The sequence below is a fragment of the Alteromonas sp. CyTr2 genome (assembly GCF_947311905.1).
Taxonomy (GTDB): Bacteria; Pseudomonadota; Gammaproteobacteria; order Enterobacterales; family Alteromonadaceae; genus Alteromonas; species Alteromonas macleodii.
This window is the reverse complement of sequence record NZ_CAMZMZ010000002.1, coordinates 109,645-134,442: the sequence shown is the minus strand read 5'-3', so window position 1 is coordinate 134,442 and position 24,798 is coordinate 109,645. Positions and strand designations below refer to the sequence as shown.

Genomic DNA, 24,798 nt, shown 5'->3' with positions numbered 1-24,798 from the left:
GTCAGATTACAGCGGGAAATAAGGTTGAGAATGCCTGCCACAAGAGCCGCAGGGCCAACAGTGTCACCACTATCTTGAACGCCAGCATAAATTTTTCAGCTGGGACACGCTTTAATACTTTCAAGCCGATGAATGTGCCGAGCGCACCACTGGCAATCATAATAATGATTAGCCCGGCCCACTGGGCAAAAGAAAACCCTACAAAGGTAAAAACAAACGCTGTAAGGCCGTGTTGCAGTGTCATACAGCTGGCAAACGTGCCGGTAATCTGCATTTTGCTGTAATTATTTCGGTGTACAAATGCCGCCACCAAAGGCCCTGTGGCACCTACAAACATTGAAACCAGCGTGGTTACCAACCCTGCCAATGTTCTACCCGCGGGGTTCATTTCTTGTGCTTTGGGTTTACTCCCCCACACCAGAAATAAAATAAATGCGGCAACCGCAAATTGAATAATAACCAACGGCAGCTGAACCACAACAAACGAGGCCAAAAAAGCGCCAACGATTGCGCCTAAAGAAAAATACTTCAGCATATTCCAGTCGATATGCCTTGCCGTCATCAGTGCACGGTTACCGTTTGAACCAAGCTGTACTAAACCGTGAACCGGGATCAGCGCACTGACTGGCATAGTACCGGCCATTACTGCCAGTAATAAGACCCCGCCACCAATACCCAGCGTTGCTGTCATCATCGACGTAAAGAAGGAGGTAACAACAAGTACTACTGATGATGACATCGACAGCGCATCATTGGCCGTTAACCAGCTATAAAGTAACTCCAAGGGTCAAATTCCACCTTAATTCGTAACACAGTTTGTATGGTTTGAGTGATCATTACACCAAAACATATCGTTTAAATATCATACAAAACTCACGCCTAGCGCGTAAGGTTATTTATCATGCCTTCTATTAGTTATTTAAACAAAGCACTTCGAATAATACGTGACAAGCAGTGTACAAAAGGCGCTAAGCTAGTTGCCAGGCAACTTCTCCGCAATAGCGGGTTCACTGATAAAGATATTTATGATTGTTTAAAGCAGGGCTCGATTATTCGCATTACCATATTTGAAGCCTAGAGTAGCGTGAGACCTTACATCTTACACTTACCGCTTGCCCACCCACTCGCATGGGTCTAATTTCTACACCTAAAAACCCATTGACTTTCTTCATTATGCACAGGATACTCGGGTCATTAAATACTCACTAGCAGCGCACTGTTTTTAAATACTATGCCTAAAAACACGAATACACATACTGCTTACTCAGCGTCTGCGCTGATTATTATTCTCGCTATTCTAAGGAATGAGCGGGTTAGCTAGTGCGTAAATAGAATTCACTAAACCCGCCGCAAAGGCGGGTTTTTTATTGGCTCGTCTTGCGGTAAAAATAACGGAACGACAGCCATGAACAATCCAATATCTCACGTGTTACAACAGTTGCATGACGCAGTAAACCGCGGCGATCAAGACGCCTTATCCCAATGTTATGCTAGCGATGCAACAGTGGTCGCGACCCCTATGTCCAGCTCAACGCAAAACCAAGCCGCTGAAGAACATGCCACGCAGCGCGACTTTGTTGAAGCCCTGCTTAAATTTCAAAAGAAATTCATGCCCGATCATTTTGTTACAACTGGGGATGAACGGGTTATACAAGCCGGTGACGTAGCGCTAGTCGTCGCTAAGCTTTACCTTGTCCCCAAAGCAACACCCAACGCCCTACCCTGCGAGGGTAAGCGCGCCGTTTACGTTCTGCAAAGGGATGCAAGTGGTGAATGGCGCTGTGTCATTGATAACTTTTTTGGTACTGACTTACTGGATTTTGCGTAGCTTTAAAAGTTGAGCCTGATGCCCATTAAATAATCTGAGCTTCAGCTTTTCCGGCGATTAACGTCATACGCCAATGGCGCTTTAAAACAGCGCTATTGTCAGGCTCTTTGCAAACTTAAAGTGTGATAATGTATCAATCAAACAATTTAAATGTTATATTATAACACTCAAGGGGTGTGGCAGGGTCAGTAGCGCTGTGAATTAAATATCTAACAAATGCTCTGTAGCATCAAAAGTGCGAATTGCTATTTGCGCAAAGCACAGCACAACCCCATCACCTATTGTTTCATTACTTCATCAAAAGCGATCTGCTTTTTAAAAGATAGTGATGTAAGTCGTTGTTAAGGGCTCATTCAGAGGTAATTTTGGCCAGTTTCAATTCTCCCAATACGGTACTTCCCGATGTCACCACCGAGCAATCTACTGCGCAAGTTCCGGTTATTGATAAAGTTGGTATGCAGGGCATTGCCATACCCCTACACATCTTAGGTAGACGCGGTGAGCGCTTAGCCAGTAAGGCTACGGTTGATGTAACAGTAAGTTTAGATCATCCCAATGCCAAAGGTATTCACATGTCTCGTTTATACAATCTGCTGCAGCGGTATTTGAGCAACCAAGACTTACATAAGTCGGCACTTGTGTCGTTAATGAACGCGCTTATCGAGTCTCAAGATGGGCTGAGCAACAGCGCCCAGCTTAATTTACACTTTGACCTCACCGTGTCGCGTCCGGCGCTCATAAGTAGGATGTCAGGATATCAATCGTACCCTGCTTCACTTTGCGTAAGACGATCACCTGAACGTTATGAGGCACAGCTTAAGTTAAGAGTACCGTACTCTAGTACTTGTCCTTGTTCGGCCTCCCTCTCTCGCAAGGCGTTATCAAAAGTGTTTGTGCAGCAATTCGAAGGAAAAGGTTTATCCGTAGAAGAAATGGGCGCTTGGCTCGCTTCTAAACAAGCCAGCATCGCCACGGCGCATGCACAGCGTTCCTTTGCCGATATAACCCTAGATTTAAGCGACAACGAGATCCCCGATTTTATTGGAATTATTGACCTGATAGAAAACGCGTTAGGCACACCGCTTCAAACCGCAGTTAAGCGTGAAGATGAACAGGCGTTTGCCAAGCGTAATGCTGAAAACCTAATGTTTGTAGAAGATTCGGTAAGGCGACTGCATGAAGCGTTAAGTACGTATTACCAAGCTACCTATTTTCGTGTAAAAGTAGAACATCAAGAAAGTCTGCATGCACACGACGCCATTGCTGAAATATCAGGCCCAGTTTATCGATAAGTTCAGGGGTAATTATGGTGTTGAAACCCTTAGGCAGAAAAAACGATAAAAGGAAAATAACATTGTTATCTCTTAACAAACTCTCTTACATCAGCAAAGCAGCGTGCATAGGCGCTGCAGTATCAGCTATTGCGGCGTGCTCGTCTGCGCCCTCAACCCCGCTTGCTGGTGTAAAAACACATACCCTTTCGAACGCCGTGGTGTATCAAACCAGCAGCAAAGAGTACCCTGTTCTTTCCAGCTTTGTGTATAACCAAGCTATTGCAGCACTACCTACGCGCTTTGCCGATGGCGACGTTGTGGTTATGGATGTTGATGAAACTGTATTAGATAACAGCACATACCAGAAAGAGCGCGAAAGCGTAGGTTTGGGCTACTCGTCAAAAAGCTGGGCTGATTGGGTAAAGCGTGAAGAGGCTACACTGGTACCGGGAGTAGCCGCTTTCATCGATGAAGTTGTTGCACGAAATGGCAAGGTGGCGCTTATTACGAATCGCGATAAAACACTTGATAGTCACACGTGGAATAACCTCTTGGCGCAAGGTTTACCGCTTACCACGAGTAATACCTGTGTTGTTGGCCGCACTGCTGAAGACAAAGAAGCGGTAGGCCAAGAAGGTATGGTTAATGACAAGGACTTGCGCAGAATGCAGCTTACCCAAGGCAAGATCGCATGTTCAAATACGTCTAAAGACGCGACGTCTACGTGGGCTGTGCCTCACACTATTATCATGCAAATTGGGGACAACATTGAAGATGTAGGCGGCGTAACTCAAGAATCTGCCAACGTTCAGTCACTCATGCCACGAGTGGGCACAGAGATTTTTATTCTGCCAAACCCCATGTATGGGTCTTGGTAGAGAGCGAAGCTAGAGTAGCCGGGGCAACTAGCTTATTTAACACTGTTGAATAAGCTAGTATACCCAGCGCGCTCGTTTGATTATAGAAGTCAGCGGCTTTCTATCGAGAAGTAGAAGTGTCTGCAGGACACGCCAACTCCCGTTCACTTTTAAGCCCAAGTACATGTTTAAAAAATAGCGTTGCTGGGCAAAAGCCAGTGAAGCTTTGTTGAAATAAGTTTGCGCCGATAAACACGGTGAACCACATAAAGTTTGCATGAACAAAATGGGTTAGGACTACAGATAACAACACCATGAACCCTGCAAATGCAGTTAATGCTTTTTCCTGTGACATAACGAACTCCTTAAATATTGAAGAAGATTAAAAATAAAATCGATAGGCAACAAACGCATTACTTGCGTCTTCAAACTGCCCCCAAAACGTATATTTATCCTTACCTGAAAAGACATTCACCCCCGCTCTCACTTGCCACTTGTCGGTGGGCGAATAAGCCACTGTAGTCTTTAGGTATCCGTCGCTATCGCTGGGTGAATAAAACAGAAAAGTATTTAACGTCAGTGTTTGACGAAGTGCTAACCACGTTAAACGGGTCGTCACCCAATGGCGGTATTTTTCTTGAACTCGCTCAGAAGACGAGACTGTTCTATTTAGGCAATCCGCATTGTGTAAGTACTCGGTGTACCACTGCAAACCACCGGTAAGATTTGCGGCAATTTCTTGGCTATAGCCTAGTAAGAAACGACTTTGATCATTCGCTATTTGCCCGTCACTTCCATCCATGTCTTCAAGGCTGTTGTAGAAAACGTATTCCGCATTTGCTATCCCCCGCCCCAGAGGCGCGACAACACTTGCGCCATAGGCATTCATTTTACTGTAGCGCGGTCTTCCAAGAGAATCTGTCGCGGTGGGCTGCCTTGTATAACCGGTGTGACCATAGCCTGCAATCTCCATCCCCTTAACAGATTTATACACCCTTAAGGCAAGCTCACTTCCTCGTGGGCGATTATCACGTTCAACAGAAAACGAAGGGGCAATGTTTTCATCCAATTGCGGGCTGTAAAAAGAAAATATTTCGCCTGTAATACCAATATCAGGCTCAAATTCAGGTGTGACGACTAAATCTACATTGGCAAAATCCGTGTAGCCCGACACCTTTAATGCATTACTCGGCGCTTTAAGGTATTCGTCTTCTCTTCCTGCAAAGAACGACTGATAATCTTTAGGGAAGAGGTCATTTAAGAACAAGTAATCCCCTGTCCCCCAAGTCAGCACTTGCTTACCGACTTTGATATCGAATGCGTTTGCCCAGTCCCCCGTGCCGACTAAAGCGCTGAGTAGAATACTGCTTAAGCTACCTTGCCATGCCAGTTCGCGAAGTTGTGATCCCCACGACGACGTTACGCCGTCATACCAAACGTCGGCTTTACTGGAAATGGAGGAACTGTCTAATGCATAGTCTGCGCGAAGTTGAACTCTGGCGTCGCGCAATGTGCTGTTATTTAACACGGATGGCGCGTTAGCTGCTTGAAAACTCTCGTTCATTTGTGAATTCTGACTGCCAAACGCGGTAGCCATGTCACGGGAAAAACGGTTTCCTACGGCGAGCTCGGCGAAACCAGAAATACGAAGCTTACTTTTGCTGTCAGTGCCCCATTCGTCATCCCACTTATCGCTCCAATCGTCACCTGATTCGACATTATCCTCCTCAGGCCACACGCTGTCCCACTCGTCGTTTACGTTAGCTTTGTACTCTTGTGTGCCGATTTTTAACGGGTCTTTTGGGTTCTGGCTTTCAACATTTAACGTCTGAGCGCTTAACGGTAAACTTACTACTGCCATTGATGCAAAAATGAAAATAATCGGCGCGAGCAAAGCGTGCGCCCTCCATTGCTTTTTAACCCACTCAGAAAGACCATAGGCTTGGCTAGGCAGCGTTATCCATATGGATGGAGCTAGTAATTTAGGCAAGCGTACCGTGCTAAATTCCTTTTTCAAAATAGTGTTATTTAATATAGCGTTGCGGTGGCACACGTAGGCTACGCTCACTAAATATGCTATCTGGAAGACCTATGTCGTATTCAATCCCTCTGAATTCCATAAGGGTATAGCCACCTGATGCAAGGTCCGTCACTTTACTTCTCACCACAGTAGGATTGCCCTGTATAGTCTCAATAGTTACAGCTTCAACGCGGCGGTAGTTATTGTCACCCTTATAAAAGTTAATTAAGGTGGGCAAGTAAGTGCCTTTGTCTATCTCTACTACATAGTGACTGAACTCTACGAGCGCTGTGTCCTTAGGCGTCGCTTTTAAGCGATAATGAGTTTGGGTTTGTTCAAGCAGCTCAAAACTGTCCTGCGCTGTTGCGCGGCCGGAAACATCTTCATAGAAGAAATGAGAACCAACAAACGATGTACGTTTATCGCCTGCGGCGATTCGCTTTACTAAGTCTAAAGCCGGTAAATATAACCAACGGTCGTCATCAGAATTAAGCGCCGCATGCTTCTCAACGCGAAATACCGTGCCTTCAACCTCAGTAGGACGGCTAAAGAAAACCAGCATACGTTGATCGCCGTTGTCGGCGCCTGCCTCATTCAACACATCTTTGCGCAGAATAGTAAACTGACGCATTTGCTTTCGACCTTGCTCATCTACAATGAGCATTCTCGCCATTGAACGTCCGTCATTGCCCGCGTAGTACGCCGCCTGCTCAGCCTTATTAACGATTTCAGCAACATCGATACTACTGCTGCTTTCGTCGCTTTGGGTTGCCAAGGCTTGAGCGAACCCATTACCCGATATAAGTAATAGCGCAACAAGACCCGTGAACATGCTTCGAAGGTTTCGTATTTTTGGTCGATGCCACATGAACACTGATAATATGGAAATACGCATTTTAGGCCTCCTTGAAAACACAACGTTTAAGCAACGTCATAGCAGCTGGCAACACCAGCAGCGTAACGAGTGCTGAAATAAACATGATACTTGCCAGAAAAATGCCCACGGTGATGTAAGGCACAAGTGGTGCTAAAAGCAGCGGCGTAAAGCCAAGCGCGATGACCAGCGCATTACGAGTAATAGCGCTAGCAGGCTCTTCAAACATGGCATCAAACGTTTTACTCACGTTAGCCGTTTGCTTGTAAATCTCTTTGGCTCTAGCCAGAAAGTGAATGGCAAAGTCTACCGACAAACCCAATGTCAGGGCTGAAAGCACGGCAATAGGCATATCGTAATCTTTACCTACAATGCCAATAGCACCGTAAATAAAGGTGATAGTTATAGTAAGGGGCAGCATGGCTAATACACCGAATATCAGTGAGCGCAGCAGCAATACCATCATCACAAAAACAATAATGAAGGCGCTAAGTAAGCTGTCTAACATGCCTGCAACCATGTTGTCCTGCCATACCACATTTAGATATGCCTTACCTGCCCATTGATATGTCAGGCCATCAGGCAGTGGGTGTTGAGCGAAGTAGTATTCGACTAACTCAATTACCTTTGTCATATCTTGGTTGTCACCACTGGATAGTTGTAGCCACACCAAGGTTTTACGATAGTCTGGTGTCACGAAATGCCACAAGTCTTGAGGCCTATGAGAGGACTGATATTGCAAGAGCGTCTGAGCTATCGCCGGCTGAGTATTAGGTAACTCATAGTCGCTGTCATTGCCCGAATGCAGCTCTCGGTTAACCACTTTAATCACATCACTGAGGGACTGAGTTTTACCCACCAGCGTTTGAGTGCTTAGGTAATTTTGCAGGTCTGAAAGCAGCGCTACATTATCGGGCTGTTGAAACGTTTTGCTTGTGCCTTTAATTTCATCAATGCTTGAAAGCAATCGATTTAAAGCGTCATATTCGTCGCTATCAAGATCACCAAATAATGCATCATCGACGGCAAATGCGAGAGTCTCAAAATTATTGCCGGCATTTTCATTGTTTAGTGTATCGAGGGTTGTTTCACGCCATTCATCTAATGAAGGGGGCAACACTGCACTTAGCAGTATTTCACGTGCACTTTTCAGCTTGCGGGTATCTTCAATAACAATGTACGCGTTATACGTACCCGCAAACTCCTTATTAAGCGCCTTATCGGCTACGCGAATTTCATGATTTTCTTTAAACCAGCGCACAGGGTTGTCGTTAATTTGTATTTGGAAAATACCCCACACTGATACTGCTGAAATCACCATAAACGCAACGAGTAATGCCCCTTTATAATTTAGCGCTAGGGTGCGAATGCCGTACACAAATCGCTGTAAATATGTTGTTTTCATTGATGAGGTATTGGCATCGGCGTGCAGTGCAGACTGCAATTTTGCGAGCGCCTCTGGCGACATTCTTGATATATAAGCAGGTATAAAGGTAAGCGTAATAGCGAAAGCCAACAGAATACCTGAGCCAATGAAAGCACCGAAAATCTGTACGGGTGGAATGGGAGTTAGCATAAGTGAATAGAACCCTGCCGCAGAGGTCAGCGACGTAAACAGCATCGGCTGAAATAGGTGTTCAACCACTGTGGTAATCACTTGATCGGCCTTTTGACCTGGTTTATAGCGGTCTGAAAACTCAGACAATATGTGCACCGAGTCAACAACAGCGATAGGCATCAAAAATATGGCAATCATGGATGACATGATGTGCACAGTGAAACCTAAGCCGATTAGCGCCCCCATTGTGATAATTACCGTTGCCATTGCCACCACCATCGGGGCGGTAATCAGCGTAAAATTGCGGAAAAAGACAAAGAGGAGGATAAAAATCATTAGTCCCGCAGCTGGCGCTGAAATTGCCATTTGAATAAACATTTCAACGCCGAACTGATCTTCAGCAACAGGGAGTCCTGTTATGTGCCACTGCAATGTTTCGTTTATTGTATTCGCGCCAATATAGGCACGAATGTCTTCCGCAATACGAAAGCTCTCATTTTTATCTTTAATGGGCACATAGATAGCCGCAGCATTGTGTGATGAAGAAGCCAGGCTCCCCTGTAACATTGGAAGGCGTGCAATAGCATCAGCAATGTAATCGGCTTCCTCTTGCGATGATGGGGCTGGTGACATCATCCAAGAGAACTTGAGCTCACCGTTGTCACCTTGAGTGATATTGTCCACTGTTGAAAACGACATGACATCTCTAGCAATAACACCCTCAGTGTTTAATATTTGCTGGGTAACACCGTCTATTGCTTGCAGGTTGTTTGGTGTATAGATGCCTTTATTGGTACTTAAAGCAGCATTTTGAGTGGCTGTTTCATTGGCCGGTGATGCTATAACCCCCACCACTATCGCGTCGTGCATAGCAAAAGTATGCTTCACATCGTTATGAAAAACGCGAGCAGGGTGATTGGCTTCAAGCATATTCTCTGGGTCGGTATCTATCGTAATTAGCCGCATTTGATAAGCGCAAAAGACAACAGCCAACAGTAAAGCGGCATAAACCCACTTACCTTTCTGGGTAGATAGGAACAGTAATTTTTCAATAACTGCCGTGAACATAGCTATGAACTCCTACTAGGAAATACATTGATTCCCTCTAATCGTGATACGACTGGGTTAACTCCATCCACTGTGTTTCCTTGGCGTGTTGAGTGGCGCTCCACTTTCACAAACCATGACCTTTGCTCTGAAGAACATTTCACAACGCCTACCTGCGTTAGCAAAAACAATGGGTACATTTATGGGCCACAGCGTTTATGGGACACAGCATTAAATTAGATATTTCTAATATATAAATAATCTAATGTATTTTTAGAAAAGATCAAGAGCAATGCGACGAGTAACACAGAGAAAAGAAAAGTGTTTGTAAAACGCTACACACCACCGAGAAAAAACTACATACCTACTCAACCTTAGTTTTTCAAATACGAGCTACCCGCTGTCCAAAAATAAAAATAAACCATAAAAATCAGCAATTTAAATTATTCTAAACTGAATTTAAGGTTTGGCACAGATCACGCATACATTAGACTAACGGATAAATACAGAACGCAGTTTGTAGCTAGGACAGCTTTAGCGACGGAGAGGCCAAATTGCGTAGATGACAAATACTGAAGGTGACGACATGGGAAGTGCATGGAGTGTGTCACCAAGGAAAAACGGATGTGTCAGAATTGTAGCTAATGGATGCCTGTAGAAGATTCGTTAAATTGCTGGTCGATGATGAGGTTAGGTAAAAGACAACCTAATTAAACTCGCAGGATGCAAGGCACTTGTTTCATAAGGATTGCAAACAAGCTCTGAGTACCTACATCGCAAGCACCGACAGTGATGTCTCGTGCAGCAAGGGATTGTTGACCCAATTTGGATTCGTTGAATGTACGTGTGTGTTGCTTCAGCGAGACCATAGTGAGGACACTGGTAATGTCGTCGATGTTATTAGTGAGTTGTCATCCGACGACTACCCTCTCCCCTCAAAGGCCCATCCCGGCCTTTACATACCTCTGATTTTGGCCCGCCTTTGGCGGGCATTTTTTTATCTTCATTTGTGATAAAATTGTGTTGTTTCTTTATCGCCTACCAAAAGGGCTACCTGCGTGCTTTCGCCGTCTGCATCTACTATCGTTTTTAGAGTTCTTTTTTGTGCGTTGCTCGCTACGTCTGTTGGCCAAAGCGTAATGCTTACCACACTCCCTTCTATGGGGCGACAGGCGAACCTTTCTGAATTCCACATTGCCACTATTATGTCTAGCTCTGCACTTATCTTTGCGTTCGGTACGAATGTGTGGAGCAAAGTCGCTAAGCGTGCGGGCTTTAAACGTATTTTAATGGTTGGTCTGTCGGGTTATAGCTTGGGCACATTTGCCTTCGCTAGTGCATGGATGGCAGGATTTTCTGGCATTATAAGCGGCACCAATTTGTTTTTGGCATTGTTGATAAGCCGAAGTCTGCAATCAACCATTATGTCTGCAACTCCGCCTTCTGCGGTAGGTTACGCCGTCGCCATCAGTACGCCCCAAAGTAGAGTAAGTGCAATCAGCAAAGTCACCTCTGCAAGCAACGTAGGGCAAATTGTGGGGCCCGCCTACGCTGGGCTTTTAGTCGGTTTTGGCTTATTGGCACCGTTGTACAGCATCGTGTTGCTAACCTTACTGGCGCTTACATTGGTATATTTTAAGCTACCTGTTCTGCCGCCTTTGTCTCAGCAAAAAAACGCTCAGCAGACTAGCGACAATAACCAAGCGCCTAGCAAAGTACCTTATGTATTCGTCGCTGCATGTATTTGTGTATTTTGCGCAATGGCGATGATGCAGCAATCACTGGGTTTCTTTTTTATCGATTTTTACGACTATTCACCCGTAGACGCTGCTCGGCAAGTGGGTTTCGCGATGATGGTCAGTGCTGCCGCGTCTCTCACAGCCCAATTTGGGTGGGTACAAAAAGGCCGAATAAGCAAAGAAGCGATGATCACTATCGCGCTTCCGCTATTGGGCTTAGCCTACTTGCTGCTCTTTCTTCAACATTCGTTATTTATGCTTTATGCGGCCATGACATTAATGGGTTTAGGTATGGGAATGGCCTACCCATCTTTGGCAGCTGCAGCAACGACCTACTGCGCCCCCTCTCAACAAGCCACAATCACTGGGTTAATCACAGCAACGACTGCCATGGGCTACGTAATAGGTCCGCCACTGGCAGCTTTCATTTACCAACTGGATATCGCGCTTCCGTTCGCTATAGCGTCAGCGCTAATCGCAGCAACCACGTGCGTCGTCTACATAACATTGCGAAGAATAAGACACGTTGGCTAGGGCCTGTTAACCGTTGCTATACATTTGGCCCAATTCGTCATCAAAGCTAAACAGGCCTTAGCGAATTAATGCCAGCCTGACAGGTGACAGGAATACGCCTATTTCAAAGGTATCTATTTTTTTACCTTTTATTTTTAAAAAAGCGGAACCTTTTTATAATTAGGCTATCTTAACTTATACATGAAGTCGTTGAGTGTGCGTCTTTGTGGTGTGTAAATGTGTTTTCCAAGTTATGTTGTGGTTTTTTAAGGGGCTTTTTAGCCCCTTTTCTTTTGCTCTAGTCTTTCCTTTTCCAGTGCGTATTTCTCGCTTATTGTTATAGTACTAATCCAACGTACACCTATCTATTTTATTTGTATTAGTTTCTCTCAAGACCGGTCAGTTAATCTAAAAAATAGAACTAAACAATCCTGATCATTTCACCTTTAGAAATGGAAATGAGAATTATTTCTAAATAGAATAGCTACTCAAGATCACAGGAGTAAGCTAATGTCTAAACCGCAACCTCGCAGAGCTATTGTCACCCAATCAGTCCGAATTACCCCAAATATGCAGCGTGTACACCTTAGTGGGGAAGACCTTCTTACCTTTCCCTCGGTTACTGCAGGTGCGTACATTAAACTTATGTTCGACCTAGAAGGAAACCCGCTGAAACGCCCCACAGATACGAGCCAAGTGGCAATGCGCACCTATACGGTTGCGCACTTTGACGCAGAGAAGCCTGAAATGATTCTGGATATGGTTATCTATGCCGATGGTGGTAAAACTGGCCCTGCGTCGGCATGGGCGACAAGTACAAAGCCTGGCGACATCATCACGCTCGCAGGGCCCGGTTCTAGTAAGGGACTCAGCGAGCAATATGATTGGATACTGTTGGCTGGCGACATGACAGCGCTTCCTAGTATTAGAAATCACCTCGCCGAGCTTCCTGTGCAAACCAAAGGCTACGCCGTGATTAAAATTGAAGACGAAAAGGATGCGGTTACACTTAAGAAGCCCGAAGGAGTAACGGTGATATGGGAACATGAGCAATCTTTACCTTCCCGCCTTGACCAGTTAACTTGGCTCGACGGAAACCCCACAGTTTGGGTGGCGTGTGAATTTTCTGATATGCGGGCGATTCGGGCATGGCTCAAGGACGAGAAATCCGTGGCGCACGAGAATATTTACATTAGCAGCTACTGGAAGAAAGGCCGCAGCGAAGATCAACATAAAATAGAAAAAAGACAGGACAGTGAAGCGTATGCTAAAACCTTGGCCTAGTTGATGACTATGCTTCCTGTAGGCTTTGCAAGAACTTGTAAATTCTGCGTAAAAAACAACAGTACGGCAGAATTTTCATAAACAACAAATTCAATACTTTCATATACCTACACAATGGAACAGCATTTGCTGCTAAGAAAATAACTGGCCAATTAATTCCGCCAGTTTTTTCAACCAATTGTTTGGATAAGGAGAGCAAGTTATGAACAGTGATCGTATTGAAGGTAATTGGAAAGAAATGAAAGGTAAGGTGCAGCAAAAGTGGGGCAAACTTACCGATGACGACCTAGATGTAATTGACGGTCGACGTGAAGAATTAGTAGGTAAGATTCAACAAGCTTATGGCAAAAGCCGTGACGAAGCTGAAAAAGAGGTCGATGGTTATTTTAATTAATCGCCGTCTTCATTATATGAATTAAGACACTGGCAGTATAACAATCTGGTATCACTGTGTTGTTAATCTTTACTGCTACTAAAAGGGCCGCTGCATAATGCAGCGGCCCTTTTTATTTGTGTCGTAGTCAAGGGAGGTTATGCCCTTTGATTTTTTATCACTCTTCCGTCTTAGGCTGTAAGTTATCGCGAACTTCCCTTGCGTCAAAGCTCGTTGCCGACGTTGGACGCGTACCTTTGCCTATCTCAATGCTCAAGATACTTTCGATCTCACTTTGCTGAGAGCCCCCTACAAATACACCCGTTTCGAATTGGGTAGTAGGGTGGTAGGACGTTCTGCAAGTGAGCACACCGCACTCGGTAACCCGTGCATATCGCTGGCTAAAGCCTGCGGTAGGTGTGGTTTGCACGGTCTCCTTATCTACTAAGGTCTCTCGGTCAGTCACTACAAACCAGTCGTAACCTTCTAATAACGTAAGTTCGGCAGCACGGAGCATGGCGTAATCCATCGCCTTGCCTTTATCAGACCCCTTCGCTTTGAAATGCACGCGATATTGGGTATCACTCAACTTACTTTCCGTGTAGCCAAAGCCGCCTTTTTGGGCCTGTCTATAATCTGGTTGACTGGCGCAGCCCGCCATAATTAATACCGCAAGTACTAACATAATTTTAGTTTTCATCATTTACTCCTTCGGCCTTGTCAGCTAGCCAGGTTGCTTCAATTGCGTTTTTCTCTTGCTCTCGGTTTAATGGCGCAGATGCCATCATTTTGTCTAACTCTTCTTCCATTACTTTAGCGCTAGTGGCGGTTTGATATTGACCTGCATTCTCACCTAGCTCGTCCAATTTGCTAGCGGCAAGCTGCCACGCACCTTGTTTATCTTTACAAGCGATCATTACATTTAGTTCATCTTGAGATGCCACTTCAGCCTGTCGGCAGTAATTAAAATCCGTATTTACAAAAGACAACTGGGGTGTAACCGTAACACCTGTGTCAAAGGTGGTTGCTTCACCAGTTAGGTTGCTGTCCAGCACCGACGATACGTTTGCCCAATGTGTAGGCTGCGTTGTTTCAGCGCCCTGCTGATTAAAGAACACTAAGCCCGCTAATACCGCCACACTTGCAGCAATGGCGAAGGGTCCCTTCCACTTTGTCTGATTTTGCTGCGCACTGTTAATCGAGCTCGCCTTCTGCGGAAACGGCGTTACATTTTCCGTTGAATATTGCTCTGTGGTACTTTCGCGCTCTAATCTAACATCTGTTGCCTGTGCTTCACTTTTATCGCTTTGGCGGTTTTCATCACTCAAAAGTGCCACTATTTCTTTAGGTAACGCCACTGCTGTCGCTTTTTCTGCCGCCGCTTTTACCACTCTATCGACCTCAGCAAGCGCGGCGAGCCGGTCAGAAATGGCAACGTCATGCGCTATCGCTTCACGAACCAGGTCCATCTCAGCAGTGTCTAGCTCACCATCTAAAAATGCAGAGAGTTTTTCGTCAGTTAAGATCACGATAACACCTCGTTTTGGCCATTAAGTAAATTTGATATTTTTGCTCTCGCTCTGGCAAGCCGGCTCATGATGGTCCCAGTAGGAACCTGTAACACTTCCGAAGCATCAGAGTAACTCATTCCCTGTACTGCAACTAAGGAAAGGGTTTCTCTTTGCTCACAAGGTAATTCGTCCATGGCACTTGATACCTGTTTTAGCGTAATAGTCTGAGTGACCGCGTCATCCAGATCAGTATTGCTATTTGCTGATTGCGTTTCGTAAGAAAGTGCATCGGTTGCGTTGGTTCTCACTTTCTTCGCTCTATATTCGTCTATCCAACAATTTCGGCACACTCTAAATGCCCACGCCATTAGCGTAACTTGTTCAGGAAGCGGCTTACTCAATAGCCGTTCAAGGGTGTTCTGAAGTAAATCATCAGCATCATGCATGTTACCCGTCAACGAGTATGCGAATTTTCGCAACGACGGGACGAGTTCAGTCAACTCATCTTTCATTTTCATGTACCTTTGTGAGGATTTCCGTTGTCTATATCCTGTTAACGAGCCACAACTATTTTTATTCCACGTATTAAGAATTTTTTTATTAAGTTAAAACGCGTAGATCTTCGGGCTCGTATTGGAATTTTTTTTCTATCTATTCGTCACTACACTATTAGGCAGTGATAAGAGCCATGGCACAATTTATGCCATTCCTTCTTACAGCATCAAACTGCGCCAACGTTAAAGTAAAGGTAGCAAAATGAAGTACACAATTATTATGGGATTTGTTGGTTTGTTTGCGGCTTCAATATCGCAAGCCCAACTAGCGGGAACATTGAATCAAGTGGTGTCTCCCGTGCGTCCTGTAATAGATAGAACGCCCTCTGATTTAAAAGCTATTCGTGAGGAAGCAAGACGGAAAGTGCAATCATCTGTAGAAGGTGTAAGCAACGTGTCTACGCTGGCTTCAGACGTTATTAGCGGCATACCAACACCTCAATTTACTCCCCCCGCTGCGACAAACATTTTATCAGCGTCTGGCCAAGTGGTTGTTAAGGAAGTAACCGTTGAAGGTGGCTTTCTTGCTGTTGAAAAAGAATGGCTTTTTTTAGGTGAAGAAACCGACAGAGTGCACTTCCAAGGCGCAAATATAACGATTCAAAAGGCTCAGTATTTACCCGCGCTCTCCCAGTGGCTTTATAAAGTTAAAGTCACGGGAAATGAAGATGACGTGTCGTATATTCGCAACAGTTTGCCACACAATCTACGGTCTCAAATAGGTCGGAACCATATCTATCTATCGCAGAGCAGGTCCCCAACCAATGAATTGACTCAAGAATTTGAAACTAAAAATGAGGCCAACGAACTGGAAACCTGTCCCATACCGCTGCGCATTGGAATGGTTGATACCCATGTAGCGCCAACCCATCCATTGCTCTCACACATTGATTTAACACAAGCGTCTTTCATCGTTGGTCAGAATCGAGATAGCAACGCAGATGACGAGGGTACAGCTGAAAAAACAGGTATAAAGCCTGCGGATCCCCAAGAAAATACCGTGGCGTTTTCGTCTGACCACGGTACAGCGGTAGCTAGCTTATTGGCGGCATCATTGTCCGATTCAAGTCAGGTGTTTAATGCCAGTGTTTTTTATTCACGTAATAGTGTTAGCCAAGGCGCCACGCTGATGTCGTTGATTGAAGGTCTAAACTTTCTTGCATCACAGCACGTAGACGCCATAAATATGAGTTTAGCAGGGCCTGACAACCCGGTTTTAGCGCGGGTGATAAAACAGCTTGATGAAAGTGGTATTCAAGTCATTGCAGCCGTGGGCAATGAAGGCCCAGCCTCTTTGCCCTTGTACCCCGCCGCTTATTCAGAAACGTTGGGCATTACGGCCGTTGATAAGTCTAATGTAATTTATCGATGGGCGAATCAAGGTGATTATGTGGATTTTGCTGCATTTGGCGTATCGGTAGATGCCGCACACCCCAATGGGAAAACAGTTAGGCAGACGGGAACCTCTATGGCATCACCCCGTGTCACCGCTTTGTATGCGTGCTATTTACGCAAAGAGAAAGAAAGGAACGCTGCCCTGATAAAGCTGCAACAATTAGCCATAGACGCAGGAACGCCTGGGCGGGACAGCGTATTTGGTTTTGGCATATTGCCTTAAGTTAAAAACACCGTTCATCATATGATTTACATTAACGTTCACTAAAAATGAACGTTAATGCCTAGCTCAGCAATGGTTTCTTGGTAGTTTGCATCATCTACACTAGACGCGTAGTCGCCGTATTGGGTAGACAGTTTTATATCAACATTGCTGTGAACAGCGTAGTCTGCACTTAACTCAACAATATGCCTGTCGTCTTCCCTACCAATGCCTCCATCTTGTTCTGAAGCGTAATCCCTTACATCAAGTTGATAGGCAACCTTAAGCTTCAGAGGTTTACTGAACATCGCTATGGGATAGGTGTACGCAAAATCTACCCCCTTACCTGTGTAGTCGAACACATTGTTTTGAGCATCTTCGTTTTGATACTTAAGTGCGATTTGAAAAAAGTCGTCTCCTTCAAAAAAGTAGAATAGATCACTGCGTACGGCGATAGCGTCGCTATCTCTAATCGGCGCATCCTCAGGTGTGTTTTCGAACTGTTTGTCGATAAGATCACTACTAACGCGCAAATACGTGCGCTGGCCCAGTAGTTTTCCCGCAGATAGCCCATATTGTTGATAAGTGAGAAAATCGCGTCCATCAAGTTCTGCGCTAGCGTGATAGTAGTGCGTACCTAGCTTCGCGAAATCAAACGCATAGCTAGTGCTTGCAGACAAAGTGGTAAGGCCAAGGTCAAACTCGCTTAGTGTTTGATAGTTGGTATTAGCCTGACTTACCGACAGTACATTTTCCCACTTCTCAGTGGGCTTCACTGACACCTTTAGCTGCGCTTCTGACTGTACCGCACCGTCTGCCACATCTGAGTTCGTATCTAACTCGCTTACACTCACATTACTATCATTGCGATAGCCTATGTAACCAAAACCTGAGAATGAAACTATTTGATGCTTATCACTTGTATTGCTTGCACCTTCAGCAGCCTTTGACTGACTTTCAGCGCTCGCATAGGCAGCACTACAGCCGAGTAAAGCAGCGGTAACGGCAATAGAAAGGCGTTGGTAGCTACCAAAGGTAGAAATAAATGTCGTGAATGAATGTTGAGATATTTTCGTGTTCATTGTTTTTACCTACCACAGAGAAAATAAGTCTTAGCGATTACTGTTTTGCTCTATTCAAGTAAGGGGAGACATGAGAATTGACTTGAGACGTACGGTTTGACTGAGAATAAACAGATAATGCATCCGTACGTATAGCCAGAACCTTAGATTGCGGCTTGCCTTTCTACTTAGGCAAGCCGCTCTCAGATTTTAAGGTGGCTATCTAAAGCGCTAGCTCAAGATTGCTCGGCTCCCACCTATTGGTTTTGGCCAAGATGTTAAAGGCCTAGAGCGCCTGAGATACTTGATGTAACGTTGTCGTTTACCGTGCTTGTTACGGCGCTTTCTACCGAGCTCGTCACTGTATTATTTACTGAGCTTTCCACCGTATTTGCTACAGTATTTCCAACTGTTGCTGACACAGTTTGCTCGACAGTCCCTGAAACTGCACCTTCTACAGAGCTTGCTACCGTATCAGTAACCGTACCTTCGACAGCGGTGCCAATCGTTCCAGTTACAGCACTGGTCACTGTATTAGTTACGCCGCCGTCTACTGCACTTTCAATAGTGCCTGCAGCCGTGCTCTCTGCCGCACTTGATACACTATTGCCTGCGGCGGCCTGTAAAGTATTAGTGAGCGCGCCACTTACACCTCCCGTTAGCGAGCCACCTGCGGTATTTACCGCGTTACTGTTAGCTAGGGTGCTTATTTGGTTTACTTCCGCACCCTGTGTCGCAGTTTGTGTAGCGCTTTCTGCTTCACCGCTTGGGTCTGTGTTTGCCGAAGTTGATGAAAGCGCAGATAAAGAACCAGACAAACTGTTTGTCACCGTTCCTGACACCGACGCTGTCATGGTATTTGCTGTTTCTGATGCTGCAGACACCGCACAATCAACCGAAGCTTGCGAAGTTGATAACAAAGATGCCGCTGCTGCTGTCGAAAGCTGCTGAGTGCTATTTGCTAACAAACTGGCGTTTGACGTAGACGTTTGCGCCACTTCGTTTGGTGTTGCTTGGTCAGCGTTCTCTTCACCCTCTTCTTCAGGGGCTAGCTCAGACACTTGGTTCAATCCCTGAACGGTAGATAGGTCATCACCTGACTGGCTTGCCGAAAATTGTCCGCTAGCGTTAGCTGAATTTTCGGTAGACGCTTGGCTTTGCGTAAAGGCTTCACCTTCAGCAGAAGTCTGCGTATTAGCTTGAGTAGCAGATTGTGAGTTTGCACCGTTTGTAATTGAAAGCGATGCAGAAGTCGATGCATTAGCTGAAGTATTCGCAGAAAATGCAGTTTCTTGAGCCAACACTGATGTTGAAGCGATACCTAAAGCCAGTGCAATTGCAGTATTTAACTTTTTCATCCGTTTATCTCCGTTTTTCATAAAGGACACTGAGATAACGATTGAAGAAAAGTTTTTATTCCGCACTGGGTTTGATTTTTTTAAAAGAATTAAAAAAGCCCTGTAAAAACAGGGCTTTTCGAACTATTTTTCTGAAGCAGTCATGCTCTTTTCCCACCAGGGAAGTGAAAAATCTATATTATCTGGGTCGTAAGTTTTGGCATATTTCATTTTAACTGAACTCCAAAACGCAGCTTTGAAAGCAGGGTCGTAAATAACAAACTCACCCTTTTCGCGATACTGTTCAAACAGTTTTTGATAAGCTCCTACCGGTGTTAACGGGTTATCCTGTTGAAAAACCACATCTCCGCCGTACGCTTCGTAAAGGGCTTTCGATACTTTCCAGCTTTTTGCCATGCCTTCCGCCATTGCCAAACGGTAACGCTCTAGCTCTTCATCTCGATAGGCGCCATCGCTGTCCAAATCAACGGTCCATAATTTTATTACAGAATACGCAGATTGAATTTCGCTTTCATTTGGCACTATCGCATTTTTATCGGCAAAATCTGAAAGTACAGACTCAGTAATTTTATTACCAAGTGCACGCTGAGCTAAAATAGCTCGTACTTCTTTCTCAGACTTGTCAGTTAAAATAGACTGAAAACGGTCAACATCAGCCTGTGAAGGCTGTAGTTCAGTATTAGAAATAGATTTGTTGAACAAACGAGCAATAATCTCGTTTGCGGCTTGCGGTGTATTAATCCCAAGCGAAACCACTATGGCTGCAAATAGCACCATAGGAATAACGTTCGAACGCGTCACTTTGTATGCTTCCCTAAGTTCCAATAATTAGCATAAGCACAAGACACATTCATTTATTATTGTAAGAATTTTCCGTTGTCTTGCGAAATGACATCTATAAGGCTTTATACTTTAGATTAGTTTTGTTTAAAATTCCACTTTCTTACGCATAGATTTTTTAGCACCTTGTTGTTTTTTTACATCTACACGACGTGCTTTTGCCGCACGGCTCACCTTTGTTTTTATGCGCGGTTTTTGTTCAATTGTCGCAGCCTTTATCCACGCAACAAGTCGCGCTAGCGCATCTTCTCTGTTTTGTTCTTGCGTTCGATAATTTTGCGCTTTAAGCACAAAAACACCGTCGTTGGTTACGCGACTATCTTTAAGCTGAAGTAGCTTTTCTTTCAGCTTATCAGGCAGCGATGATCCATTTATGTCGAAGCGTAAATGTATGGCGCTACTTACTTTGTTCACATTCTGCCCACCGCTACCTTGTGCTCGAATAGCTTGCAATTCAGCTTCGCTTTCATCTATCGCGATAGAAGGGGTTATTATTAATTCCATCTCAAATCCTAATACGTCATGGCGTAACCACGTTAACGTTGCAGCACTAGCGGCCCTACATCTATAGGTCACTATCATTACTGCTTACTTGACCATTTTTGCGTTAACCGATAGGTTGTTTTTTATCCTTATTTTGGACATAAAACATGATCATCGCATTGCTCATCATTATTTGTATCGTTGTAGCGCTTATTTGGTTTACCGCCAAAATGGACAGCAATATCGAAGCTTCATTCACACCATCAGGAAAACTTACGCCTGTTGATGGTGGAATTATTCACTGGCAAAAGCAAGGAAACGGTCCGGCGCTTGTGCTGATTCATGGTTTACTTGGCAATAGTAACAATTTTAGCGAATTAGCAAAAACCCTCGCTTCCCGCTACACGGTCTATACCGTTGATCGTCCAGGCAGCGGATTTTCGAGCCGCTACAAAAGCACATCCGCCAGCTTCGAGCAGCAAAGTAAAATGATACTCGAGTGGATGCAAAAAGAGGGAATAGGTAGTGCGAGCATCGCTGGGCATTCAATGGGAGGAGGAATTGCACTGAGGATGGCAATCGATGCACCTGACAAAATAAAATCGGTTTCGCTTCTATGCCCGTTAACTACACCACTAAAAGGTGGTGCCGGGCCTCTTTCGGTGCTTTACATACCCAATGAATGGGTACGCAGCAGTGTTGCAAAAACCATTGCCAGTCCACTGCGTGCAAAGTTAGGTAGAAAACAAGTCGCGCAAATTTTTCACCCCGAACCTGTCCCCCCGTCCTTTTCAACTGAAGGCGGTGGTTTGTTAGCGCTTCACTCTCGAAGCTTTTATGAAGGTAGCAGAGATACAGTATCTGCGCAGGGCAGTCTGCACCGTCAGCAAACTCGTTATGAAGAGATTCAATGCCCTGTTGGGGTATTGTATGGTGAAAAAGATACTATCTTGAGGCCCGATGAGCACATCACCGCGGTAACAAAGGCAATAGGAAGTGCGGTACACAAAATTATTTCTGGCGCTGGCCACATGATCCCCGTTACTCAGGTGCAAGCGTGCGCAGACTTTATAATATCGATTGACGAAAGCGCTTAAGTAAGTGGCTTAGTGAAGCCTTGCACCTGCCTTTTCAACGTGCTCTTTATGAGAAAACTCAACAACGGCGAGTGTGCGCTCTCGACCATAAGTCGACTGCTTCAGTTTGCGAAGCTGATCGGCGACTCTCTCAATGCCGTCATACGCTTTGCACATTTCAAAAGGGGTCGCGCCCAGCGTTATATTGTAACTGCTAAACCACGCCTTCATTTGCTCACTGTCCCCATCTGACAATGAAATGAGTAAATGATACATACGAATAAAAGCGAGCTGCTTTCTGTACTCTGATGTGCCACTCTCAAACCCAAGTAGCGTAGTCTGCGCCAAAGAAGATGGAGAAATACCCAATATTTCAGAAGCTTGCTTGATATTTAAACCCAGTTCCTGGTATGCCCAAGTGAAGGCTTTCGTGACAACGCTGGTAGGAAATAGTGATCTATTCATAATATCGCCTCGTTTCATCGAACAATGTTATACAGATGTTATGAAACGTTGCGAAATGCGTACCAAGTTTTATCTACAGCTTCATTGCTACTTTCTCACGATGCAAATCGATGCCATCTTTATCGACGGAAAATCCTTTTGAAGACAACCAATCAACAGCATCTTCTATGGAATCCACAAAAATATAATCAATATTGGTATCGCGATACACGCGTTTAAGTTGCGCCTGCGTGGTTGCTCGAACGCTTGACTCTCCCATCACTAATGCCACATGAGTGAGCCCTATGGGATTTACCGAAGCCACACGTTCGTGAAGCAGCGCTTCAGCATCAGGAATGAGTAGTGATTCGCCAACAACACTAACAATATCGCACCAAGCTTTCCCATGTAAGCACTCGGAAAGCGTGCGATACTCACTGGCAAAGCTATTTACACACTCTCTGTTCCACGGCCCATAAGCTTGCGTTAGCACCGCATCACCACAGCGTGTAATAATAAATTCGCCATGAGCATACTGCATATAACCACCTAACTACTTCGATAAAATATTAAGCTAGCAAATACCGTTAAGGCGATATATGCCTTTGACTACGAGTTGTTTTGAAACAACACGTAGTCAAAGTATGGTTCAGTATTGAGAAAATTGAAAATTAAGCGGCAAGAATGTTGATCAGCTCAGCAAACGTAGGGCGGCCCTGTATATCAAGCGGCAAACGCAGCTCTCTAGCAATGTCACTCACGCTGATTACGCCACGAATTTCATGGCTGTCTCTGTCCATGACAAGGCAATGGTGCTGCCCGTAGTCTTTGAGTGTTTCTATCACGTCCCCCACTGATGAACGTATTAGCTCACTGAAATCGAACGACATGAGCGAGGTTTTAGGACGCATGAAATCATGAACAGTGAGCTCTTCTCGCTTAACCTTAAGCTCGCTCACACGCTGAATGATTTGCTGTTCACCGACATCGTGACTGGTCACAATACCAATGAAACGGTTCTCACTGTTTACCACCAGCATCATACGAACATGAGACTGACGCATAATCGACTCTATTTTCGTCGCTGGAGTTCGAGCATCAATAACGTGTGGTAAGTGCTGCTTAAAGTCAGTGAAGACCGCCATAGCAGATGATTTTACAGTAATGGTGTTTTCAACAACCGGCCATGCCAATGTATCGATAGCTTCGGTTTTATATAGATTTAAGGCGTGCATACCTTTCTCCTAATCAAAAATAAAAAATTCAGTTTTTTAATGATTAAGTGAAAGAAGGTGGCCCTCGAATGATGTTATCGCGCTGCCTAGTAAAGGCTTTTGCATCAATCGTTTTTCCAGCCGAAAACCGGTATTTTTCCAAGCCGCTGGTGATGTCGACAAACGAAATGCCATCATCAATGTCGTCGTCAGATACTTCAAAAGCGGAGCTTTCCCATTCGCTAATGAGGGTTGAGAGCGTATTTGCACTGTTCGACTGCCCCGCAATATTTTGCACACTTCTTCCCTCTCCCAATACGGAGACGGATACTAGTGATGAAAATAACGCTGGCAGAATAACGGCCAACAAAACGTACGAAACGCGCAAAGCGTACAACCTCTACTGAACTAAACAACATTGAAGCAAAGCAGTCACTTTTGTTACTGCCTATTTAAACTATAAGAGTATTTAGCGCGTTTAATAGAGGTGTTTAGCGCATTTTATCGACCATTAAACGACGCGCCTTCGAAAACTAACCGTGTCGCGACTCAGGTTTGGTGGGTTGTTTTCTGTACATTCGTTCTAAAAACAAGAACGAACACTCCCATTAAATGTGATGTTTAGCCAACGTAATTAGAAATACACTAGATTCAATTGATGCATGAGGTGTTTTTTCAGCAGTCATCTAGCGGTTGAGATAACGCGATTAACTGAAGGTCTAACCAACCTGATTGTAAGTAATAACGGAAGTGATATGAAACCAAGATGGTCCAAACCTATAGTTATTTTGCATTGGATATCTGCCATTGCCATTGTCGGCATGTTTGCTTCAGGGCTGTGGATGGTCGACCTCACATACTACAGCGACTGGTATAAGACGGCACCGCATTAGCACAAGAGTGTTGGATTAATTTTGCTTGCCATCACTGTTATTCGCTTAGTCACGCGCGTTGTTACTTCACGGCCGCCGTCACATGGCACCCCGTTAGAGAAAAGGTTAAGTCGCATAGGTCATGGGCTTCTGTACACCTTGATTATCATGCTATTCGCGAGCGGCTATTTAATTTCAACGGCCGATGGAAGAAGCATCGACGTATTTAATTGGTTTTCTGTACCTGCAATGGGCGAGTTCTTTGAAAATCAAGAAGACATTGCAGGAGAGGCCCATTTTTATATTGCGTGGTCGGTGATTGTATTGGCGATCATTCACGCGCTGGCTGCGCTGAAACACCACTTTATTAGTAACGATGACACACTGAAGCAGATGTTACGGCTTCGATGATATTGAGGAA

General features: G+C 44.9%; 24 protein-coding genes and 1 pseudogene. 9 read left to right on the top strand and 16 right to left on the bottom strand.

What is annotated here, in order from left to right:
- Position 1: 1 nt before the first annotated feature.
- Positions 2-784: a sulfite exporter TauE/SafE family protein gene (locus tag QME20_RS02015; protein WP_281715350.1), complete on the bottom strand. Its 783-nt coding sequence runs from the start codon at positions 782-784 to the stop codon at positions 2-4.
- Positions 785-1,405: 621 nt separating this feature from the next.
- Between QME20_RS02015 and QME20_RS02010 the strand changes: the two genes are divergently transcribed.
- The 3 genes from QME20_RS02010 to QME20_RS02000 all read left to right on the top strand — a co-directional run bounded on the left by QME20_RS02010 (position 1,406) and on the right by QME20_RS02000 (position 3,980).
- Entirely contained in the window at positions 1,406-1,828 is a 423-nt protein-coding gene (locus QME20_RS02010) for a nuclear transport factor 2 family protein (protein ID WP_281715349.1), read from the top strand.
- A gap of 365 nt (positions 1,829-2,193) precedes the next feature.
- The gene (gene folE2, locus QME20_RS02005) at positions 2,194-3,120 is read left to right on the top strand and encodes a GTP cyclohydrolase FolE2 (RefSeq protein WP_281715348.1); all 927 of its coding nucleotides are present in this window, start codon (positions 2,194-2,196) and stop codon (positions 3,118-3,120) included.
- A gap of 62 nt (positions 3,121-3,182) precedes the next feature.
- Positions 3,183-3,980 (top strand): HAD family acid phosphatase, encoded by a 798-nt coding sequence (locus tag QME20_RS02000; protein ID WP_281715347.1) that lies wholly within the window; start codon positions 3,183-3,185, stop codon positions 3,978-3,980.
- Between the two features lie 100 nt (positions 3,981-4,080).
- Here QME20_RS02000 and QME20_RS01995 read toward each other — a convergent pair whose 3' ends face one another.
- Genes QME20_RS01995 through QME20_RS01980 form a run of 4 tightly spaced genes read right to left on the bottom strand, consistent with a single transcriptional unit; the run spans position 4,081 to position 9,479 of the window.
- Positions 4,081-4,314, bottom strand: a complete 234-nt coding sequence (locus QME20_RS01995; RefSeq protein WP_281715346.1) for a DUF2892 domain-containing protein — start codon at positions 4,312-4,314, stop codon at positions 4,081-4,083.
- A 27-nt stretch (positions 4,315-4,341) separates the two neighbouring features.
- Positions 4,342-6,027: a hypothetical protein gene (locus tag QME20_RS01990; RefSeq protein ID WP_281715345.1), complete on the bottom strand. Its 1,686-nt coding sequence runs from the start codon at positions 6,025-6,027 to the stop codon at positions 4,342-4,344.
- Complete coding sequence (locus QME20_RS01985; RefSeq protein ID WP_281715344.1) at positions 5,984-6,874, bottom strand: outer membrane lipoprotein-sorting protein; 891 nt, start codon at positions 6,872-6,874, stop codon at positions 5,984-5,986. Before QME20_RS01985 ends, QME20_RS01990 begins: the two co-directional genes overlap by 44 nt.
- A 1-nt stretch (position 6,875) precedes the next feature.
- Positions 6,876-9,479, bottom strand: a complete 2,604-nt coding sequence (locus QME20_RS01980; RefSeq protein WP_281715343.1) for an MMPL family transporter — start codon at positions 9,477-9,479, stop codon at positions 6,876-6,878.
- Positions 9,480-10,516: 1,037 nt separating this feature from the next.
- On the opposite strand from QME20_RS01980, the gene QME20_RS01975 reads away from it, so the two are divergent.
- The 3 genes from QME20_RS01975 (at position 10,517) to QME20_RS01965 (ending at position 13,388) form a co-directional block, all read left to right on the top strand.
- Positions 10,517-11,731 (top strand): MFS transporter, encoded by a 1,215-nt coding sequence (locus QME20_RS01975; RefSeq protein ID WP_080590410.1) that lies wholly within the window; start codon positions 10,517-10,519, stop codon positions 11,729-11,731.
- A 489-nt stretch (positions 11,732-12,220) separates the two neighbouring features.
- The gene (locus QME20_RS01970) at positions 12,221-12,994 is read left to right on the top strand and encodes a siderophore-interacting protein (protein ID WP_281715342.1); all 774 of its coding nucleotides are present in this window, start codon (positions 12,221-12,223) and stop codon (positions 12,992-12,994) included.
- 202 nt (positions 12,995-13,196) lie between these two features.
- Positions 13,197-13,388 (top strand): CsbD family protein, encoded by a 192-nt coding sequence (locus QME20_RS01965; RefSeq protein WP_014951177.1) that lies wholly within the window; start codon positions 13,197-13,199, stop codon positions 13,386-13,388.
- Positions 13,389-13,545: 157 nt separating this feature from the next.
- Here QME20_RS01965 and QME20_RS01960 read toward each other — a convergent pair whose 3' ends face one another.
- The 3 genes from QME20_RS01960 to QME20_RS01950 are packed head-to-tail and all read right to left on the bottom strand — an operon-like array spanning position 13,546 to position 15,390.
- Positions 13,546-14,067 (bottom strand): hypothetical protein, encoded by a 522-nt coding sequence (locus tag QME20_RS01960; RefSeq protein WP_239257697.1) that lies wholly within the window; start codon positions 14,065-14,067, stop codon positions 13,546-13,548.
- Entirely contained in the window at positions 14,057-14,896 is an 840-nt protein-coding gene (locus QME20_RS01955; RefSeq protein ID WP_239257698.1) for a DVU3141 family protein, read from the bottom strand. Before QME20_RS01955 ends, QME20_RS01960 begins: the two co-directional genes overlap by 11 nt.
- Complete coding sequence (locus QME20_RS01950; RefSeq protein ID WP_239257699.1) at positions 14,893-15,390, bottom strand: RNA polymerase sigma factor; 498 nt, start codon at positions 15,388-15,390, stop codon at positions 14,893-14,895. The genes QME20_RS01955 and QME20_RS01950 overlap by 4 nt, the downstream gene beginning before the upstream one ends.
- A gap of 244 nt (positions 15,391-15,634) precedes the next feature.
- Here QME20_RS01950 and QME20_RS01945 point away from each other — a divergent pair, with 244 nt between their 5' ends.
- The gene (locus QME20_RS01945; protein WP_281715341.1) at positions 15,635-17,050 is read left to right on the top strand and encodes a S8 family serine peptidase; all 1,416 of its coding nucleotides are present in this window, start codon (positions 15,635-15,637) and stop codon (positions 17,048-17,050) included.
- A gap of 41 nt (positions 17,051-17,091) precedes the next feature.
- On the opposite strand, the gene QME20_RS01940 is transcribed toward QME20_RS01945, so the two are convergent.
- The 4 genes from QME20_RS01940 to arfB form a co-directional block, all read right to left on the bottom strand.
- A complete protein-coding gene (locus QME20_RS01940) occupies positions 17,092-18,111 on the bottom strand; it encodes an outer membrane beta-barrel protein (RefSeq protein WP_239257701.1) in 1,020 nt (339 codons plus the stop codon).
- A gap of 257 nt (positions 18,112-18,368) precedes the next feature.
- The gene (locus QME20_RS01935) at positions 18,369-19,448 is read right to left on the bottom strand and encodes a hypothetical protein (RefSeq protein WP_281715340.1); all 1,080 of its coding nucleotides are present in this window, start codon (positions 19,446-19,448) and stop codon (positions 18,369-18,371) included.
- 123 nt (positions 19,449-19,571) lie between these two features.
- A complete protein-coding gene (locus QME20_RS01930) occupies positions 19,572-20,249 on the bottom strand; it encodes a hypothetical protein (RefSeq protein ID WP_281715339.1) in 678 nt (225 codons plus the stop codon).
- A 126-nt stretch (positions 20,250-20,375) separates the two neighbouring features.
- On the bottom strand, positions 20,376-20,792 hold the full coding sequence (arfB, locus tag QME20_RS01925; protein ID WP_239257704.1) for an alternative ribosome rescue aminoacyl-tRNA hydrolase ArfB: 417 nt from the start codon (positions 20,790-20,792) through the stop codon (positions 20,376-20,378).
- Between the two features lie 146 nt (positions 20,793-20,938).
- Between arfB and QME20_RS01920 the strand changes: the two genes are divergently transcribed.
- Positions 20,939-21,868 carry an alpha/beta hydrolase gene (locus tag QME20_RS01920; protein ID WP_239257705.1) on the top strand — a complete coding sequence of 310 codons (930 nt, stop codon included), beginning with the start codon at positions 20,939-20,941 and terminating at the stop codon, positions 21,866-21,868.
- Positions 21,869-21,877: 9 nt separating this feature from the next.
- Here QME20_RS01920 and QME20_RS01915 read toward each other — a convergent pair whose 3' ends face one another.
- From QME20_RS01915 to QME20_RS01900, 4 genes are all read right to left on the bottom strand, one after another.
- Positions 21,878-22,312 carry a hypothetical protein gene (locus QME20_RS01915; protein ID WP_014951187.1) on the bottom strand — a complete coding sequence of 145 codons (435 nt, stop codon included), beginning with the start codon at positions 22,310-22,312 and terminating at the stop codon, positions 21,878-21,880.
- A gap of 73 nt (positions 22,313-22,385) precedes the next feature.
- Positions 22,386-22,832: a hypothetical protein gene (locus tag QME20_RS01910; RefSeq protein ID WP_014951188.1), complete on the bottom strand. Its 447-nt coding sequence runs from the start codon at positions 22,830-22,832 to the stop codon at positions 22,386-22,388.
- Between the two features lie 130 nt (positions 22,833-22,962).
- Complete coding sequence (locus tag QME20_RS01905; RefSeq protein WP_039221649.1) at positions 22,963-23,526, bottom strand: CBS domain-containing protein; 564 nt, start codon at positions 23,524-23,526, stop codon at positions 22,963-22,965.
- Positions 23,527-23,569: 43 nt separating this feature from the next.
- The gene (locus QME20_RS01900; RefSeq protein ID WP_014977718.1) at positions 23,570-23,803 is read right to left on the bottom strand and encodes a hypothetical protein; all 234 of its coding nucleotides are present in this window, start codon (positions 23,801-23,803) and stop codon (positions 23,570-23,572) included.
- A 457-nt stretch (positions 23,804-24,260) separates the two neighbouring features.
- Here QME20_RS01900 and QME20_RS01895 point away from each other — a divergent pair.
- Positions 24,261-24,788 (top strand): annotated as a pseudogene (locus tag QME20_RS01895) (cytochrome b).
- Positions 24,789-24,798: the final 10 nt, after the last annotated feature.

Excerpts from the sequence above, each read along its gene's own strand:
- QME20_RS02010 (WP_281715349.1), top strand. The coding sequence starts at position 1,406 with ATGAACAATCCAATATCTCACGTGTTACAACAGTTGCATGACGCAGTA.
- QME20_RS01995 (WP_281715346.1), bottom strand. The coding sequence starts at position 4,314 with ATGTCACAGGAAAAAGCATTAACTGCATTTGCAGGGTTCATGGTGTTG.
- QME20_RS01985 (WP_281715344.1), bottom strand. The coding sequence starts at position 6,874 with ATGCGTATTTCCATATTATCAGTGTTCATGTGGCATCGACCAAAAATA.
- QME20_RS01980 (WP_281715343.1), bottom strand. The coding sequence starts at position 9,479 with ATGTTCACGGCAGTTATTGAAAAATTACTGTTCCTATCTACCCAGAAA.
- QME20_RS01970 (WP_281715342.1), top strand. The coding sequence starts at position 12,221 with ATGTCTAAACCGCAACCTCGCAGAGCTATTGTCACCCAATCAGTCCGA.
- QME20_RS01965 (WP_014951177.1), top strand. The coding sequence starts at position 13,197 with ATGAACAGTGATCGTATTGAAGGTAATTGGAAAGAAATGAAAGGTAAG.
- QME20_RS01960 (WP_239257697.1), bottom strand. The coding sequence starts at position 14,067 with ATGAAAACTAAAATTATGTTAGTACTTGCGGTATTAATTATGGCGGGC.
- QME20_RS01950 (WP_239257699.1), bottom strand. The coding sequence starts at position 15,390 with ATGAAAGATGAGTTGACTGAACTCGTCCCGTCGTTGCGAAAATTCGCA.
- QME20_RS01945 (WP_281715341.1), top strand. The coding sequence starts at position 15,635 with ATGAAGTACACAATTATTATGGGATTTGTTGGTTTGTTTGCGGCTTCA.
- QME20_RS01940 (WP_239257701.1), bottom strand. The coding sequence starts at position 18,111 with ATGAACACGAAAATATCTCAACATTCATTCACGACATTTATTTCTACC.
- QME20_RS01935 (WP_281715340.1), bottom strand. The coding sequence starts at position 19,448 with ATGAAAAAGTTAAATACTGCAATTGCACTGGCTTTAGGTATCGCTTCA.
- arfB (WP_239257704.1), bottom strand. The coding sequence starts at position 20,792 with ATGGAATTAATAATAACCCCTTCTATCGCGATAGATGAAAGCGAAGCT.
- QME20_RS01920 (WP_239257705.1), top strand. The coding sequence starts at position 20,939 with ATGATCATCGCATTGCTCATCATTATTTGTATCGTTGTAGCGCTTATT.
- QME20_RS01915 (WP_014951187.1), bottom strand. The coding sequence starts at position 22,312 with ATGAATAGATCACTATTTCCTACCAGCGTTGTCACGAAAGCCTTCACT.
- QME20_RS01910 (WP_014951188.1), bottom strand. The coding sequence starts at position 22,832 with ATGCAGTATGCTCATGGCGAATTTATTATTACACGCTGTGGTGATGCG.
- QME20_RS01905 (WP_039221649.1), bottom strand. The coding sequence starts at position 23,526 with ATGCACGCCTTAAATCTATATAAAACCGAAGCTATCGATACATTGGCA.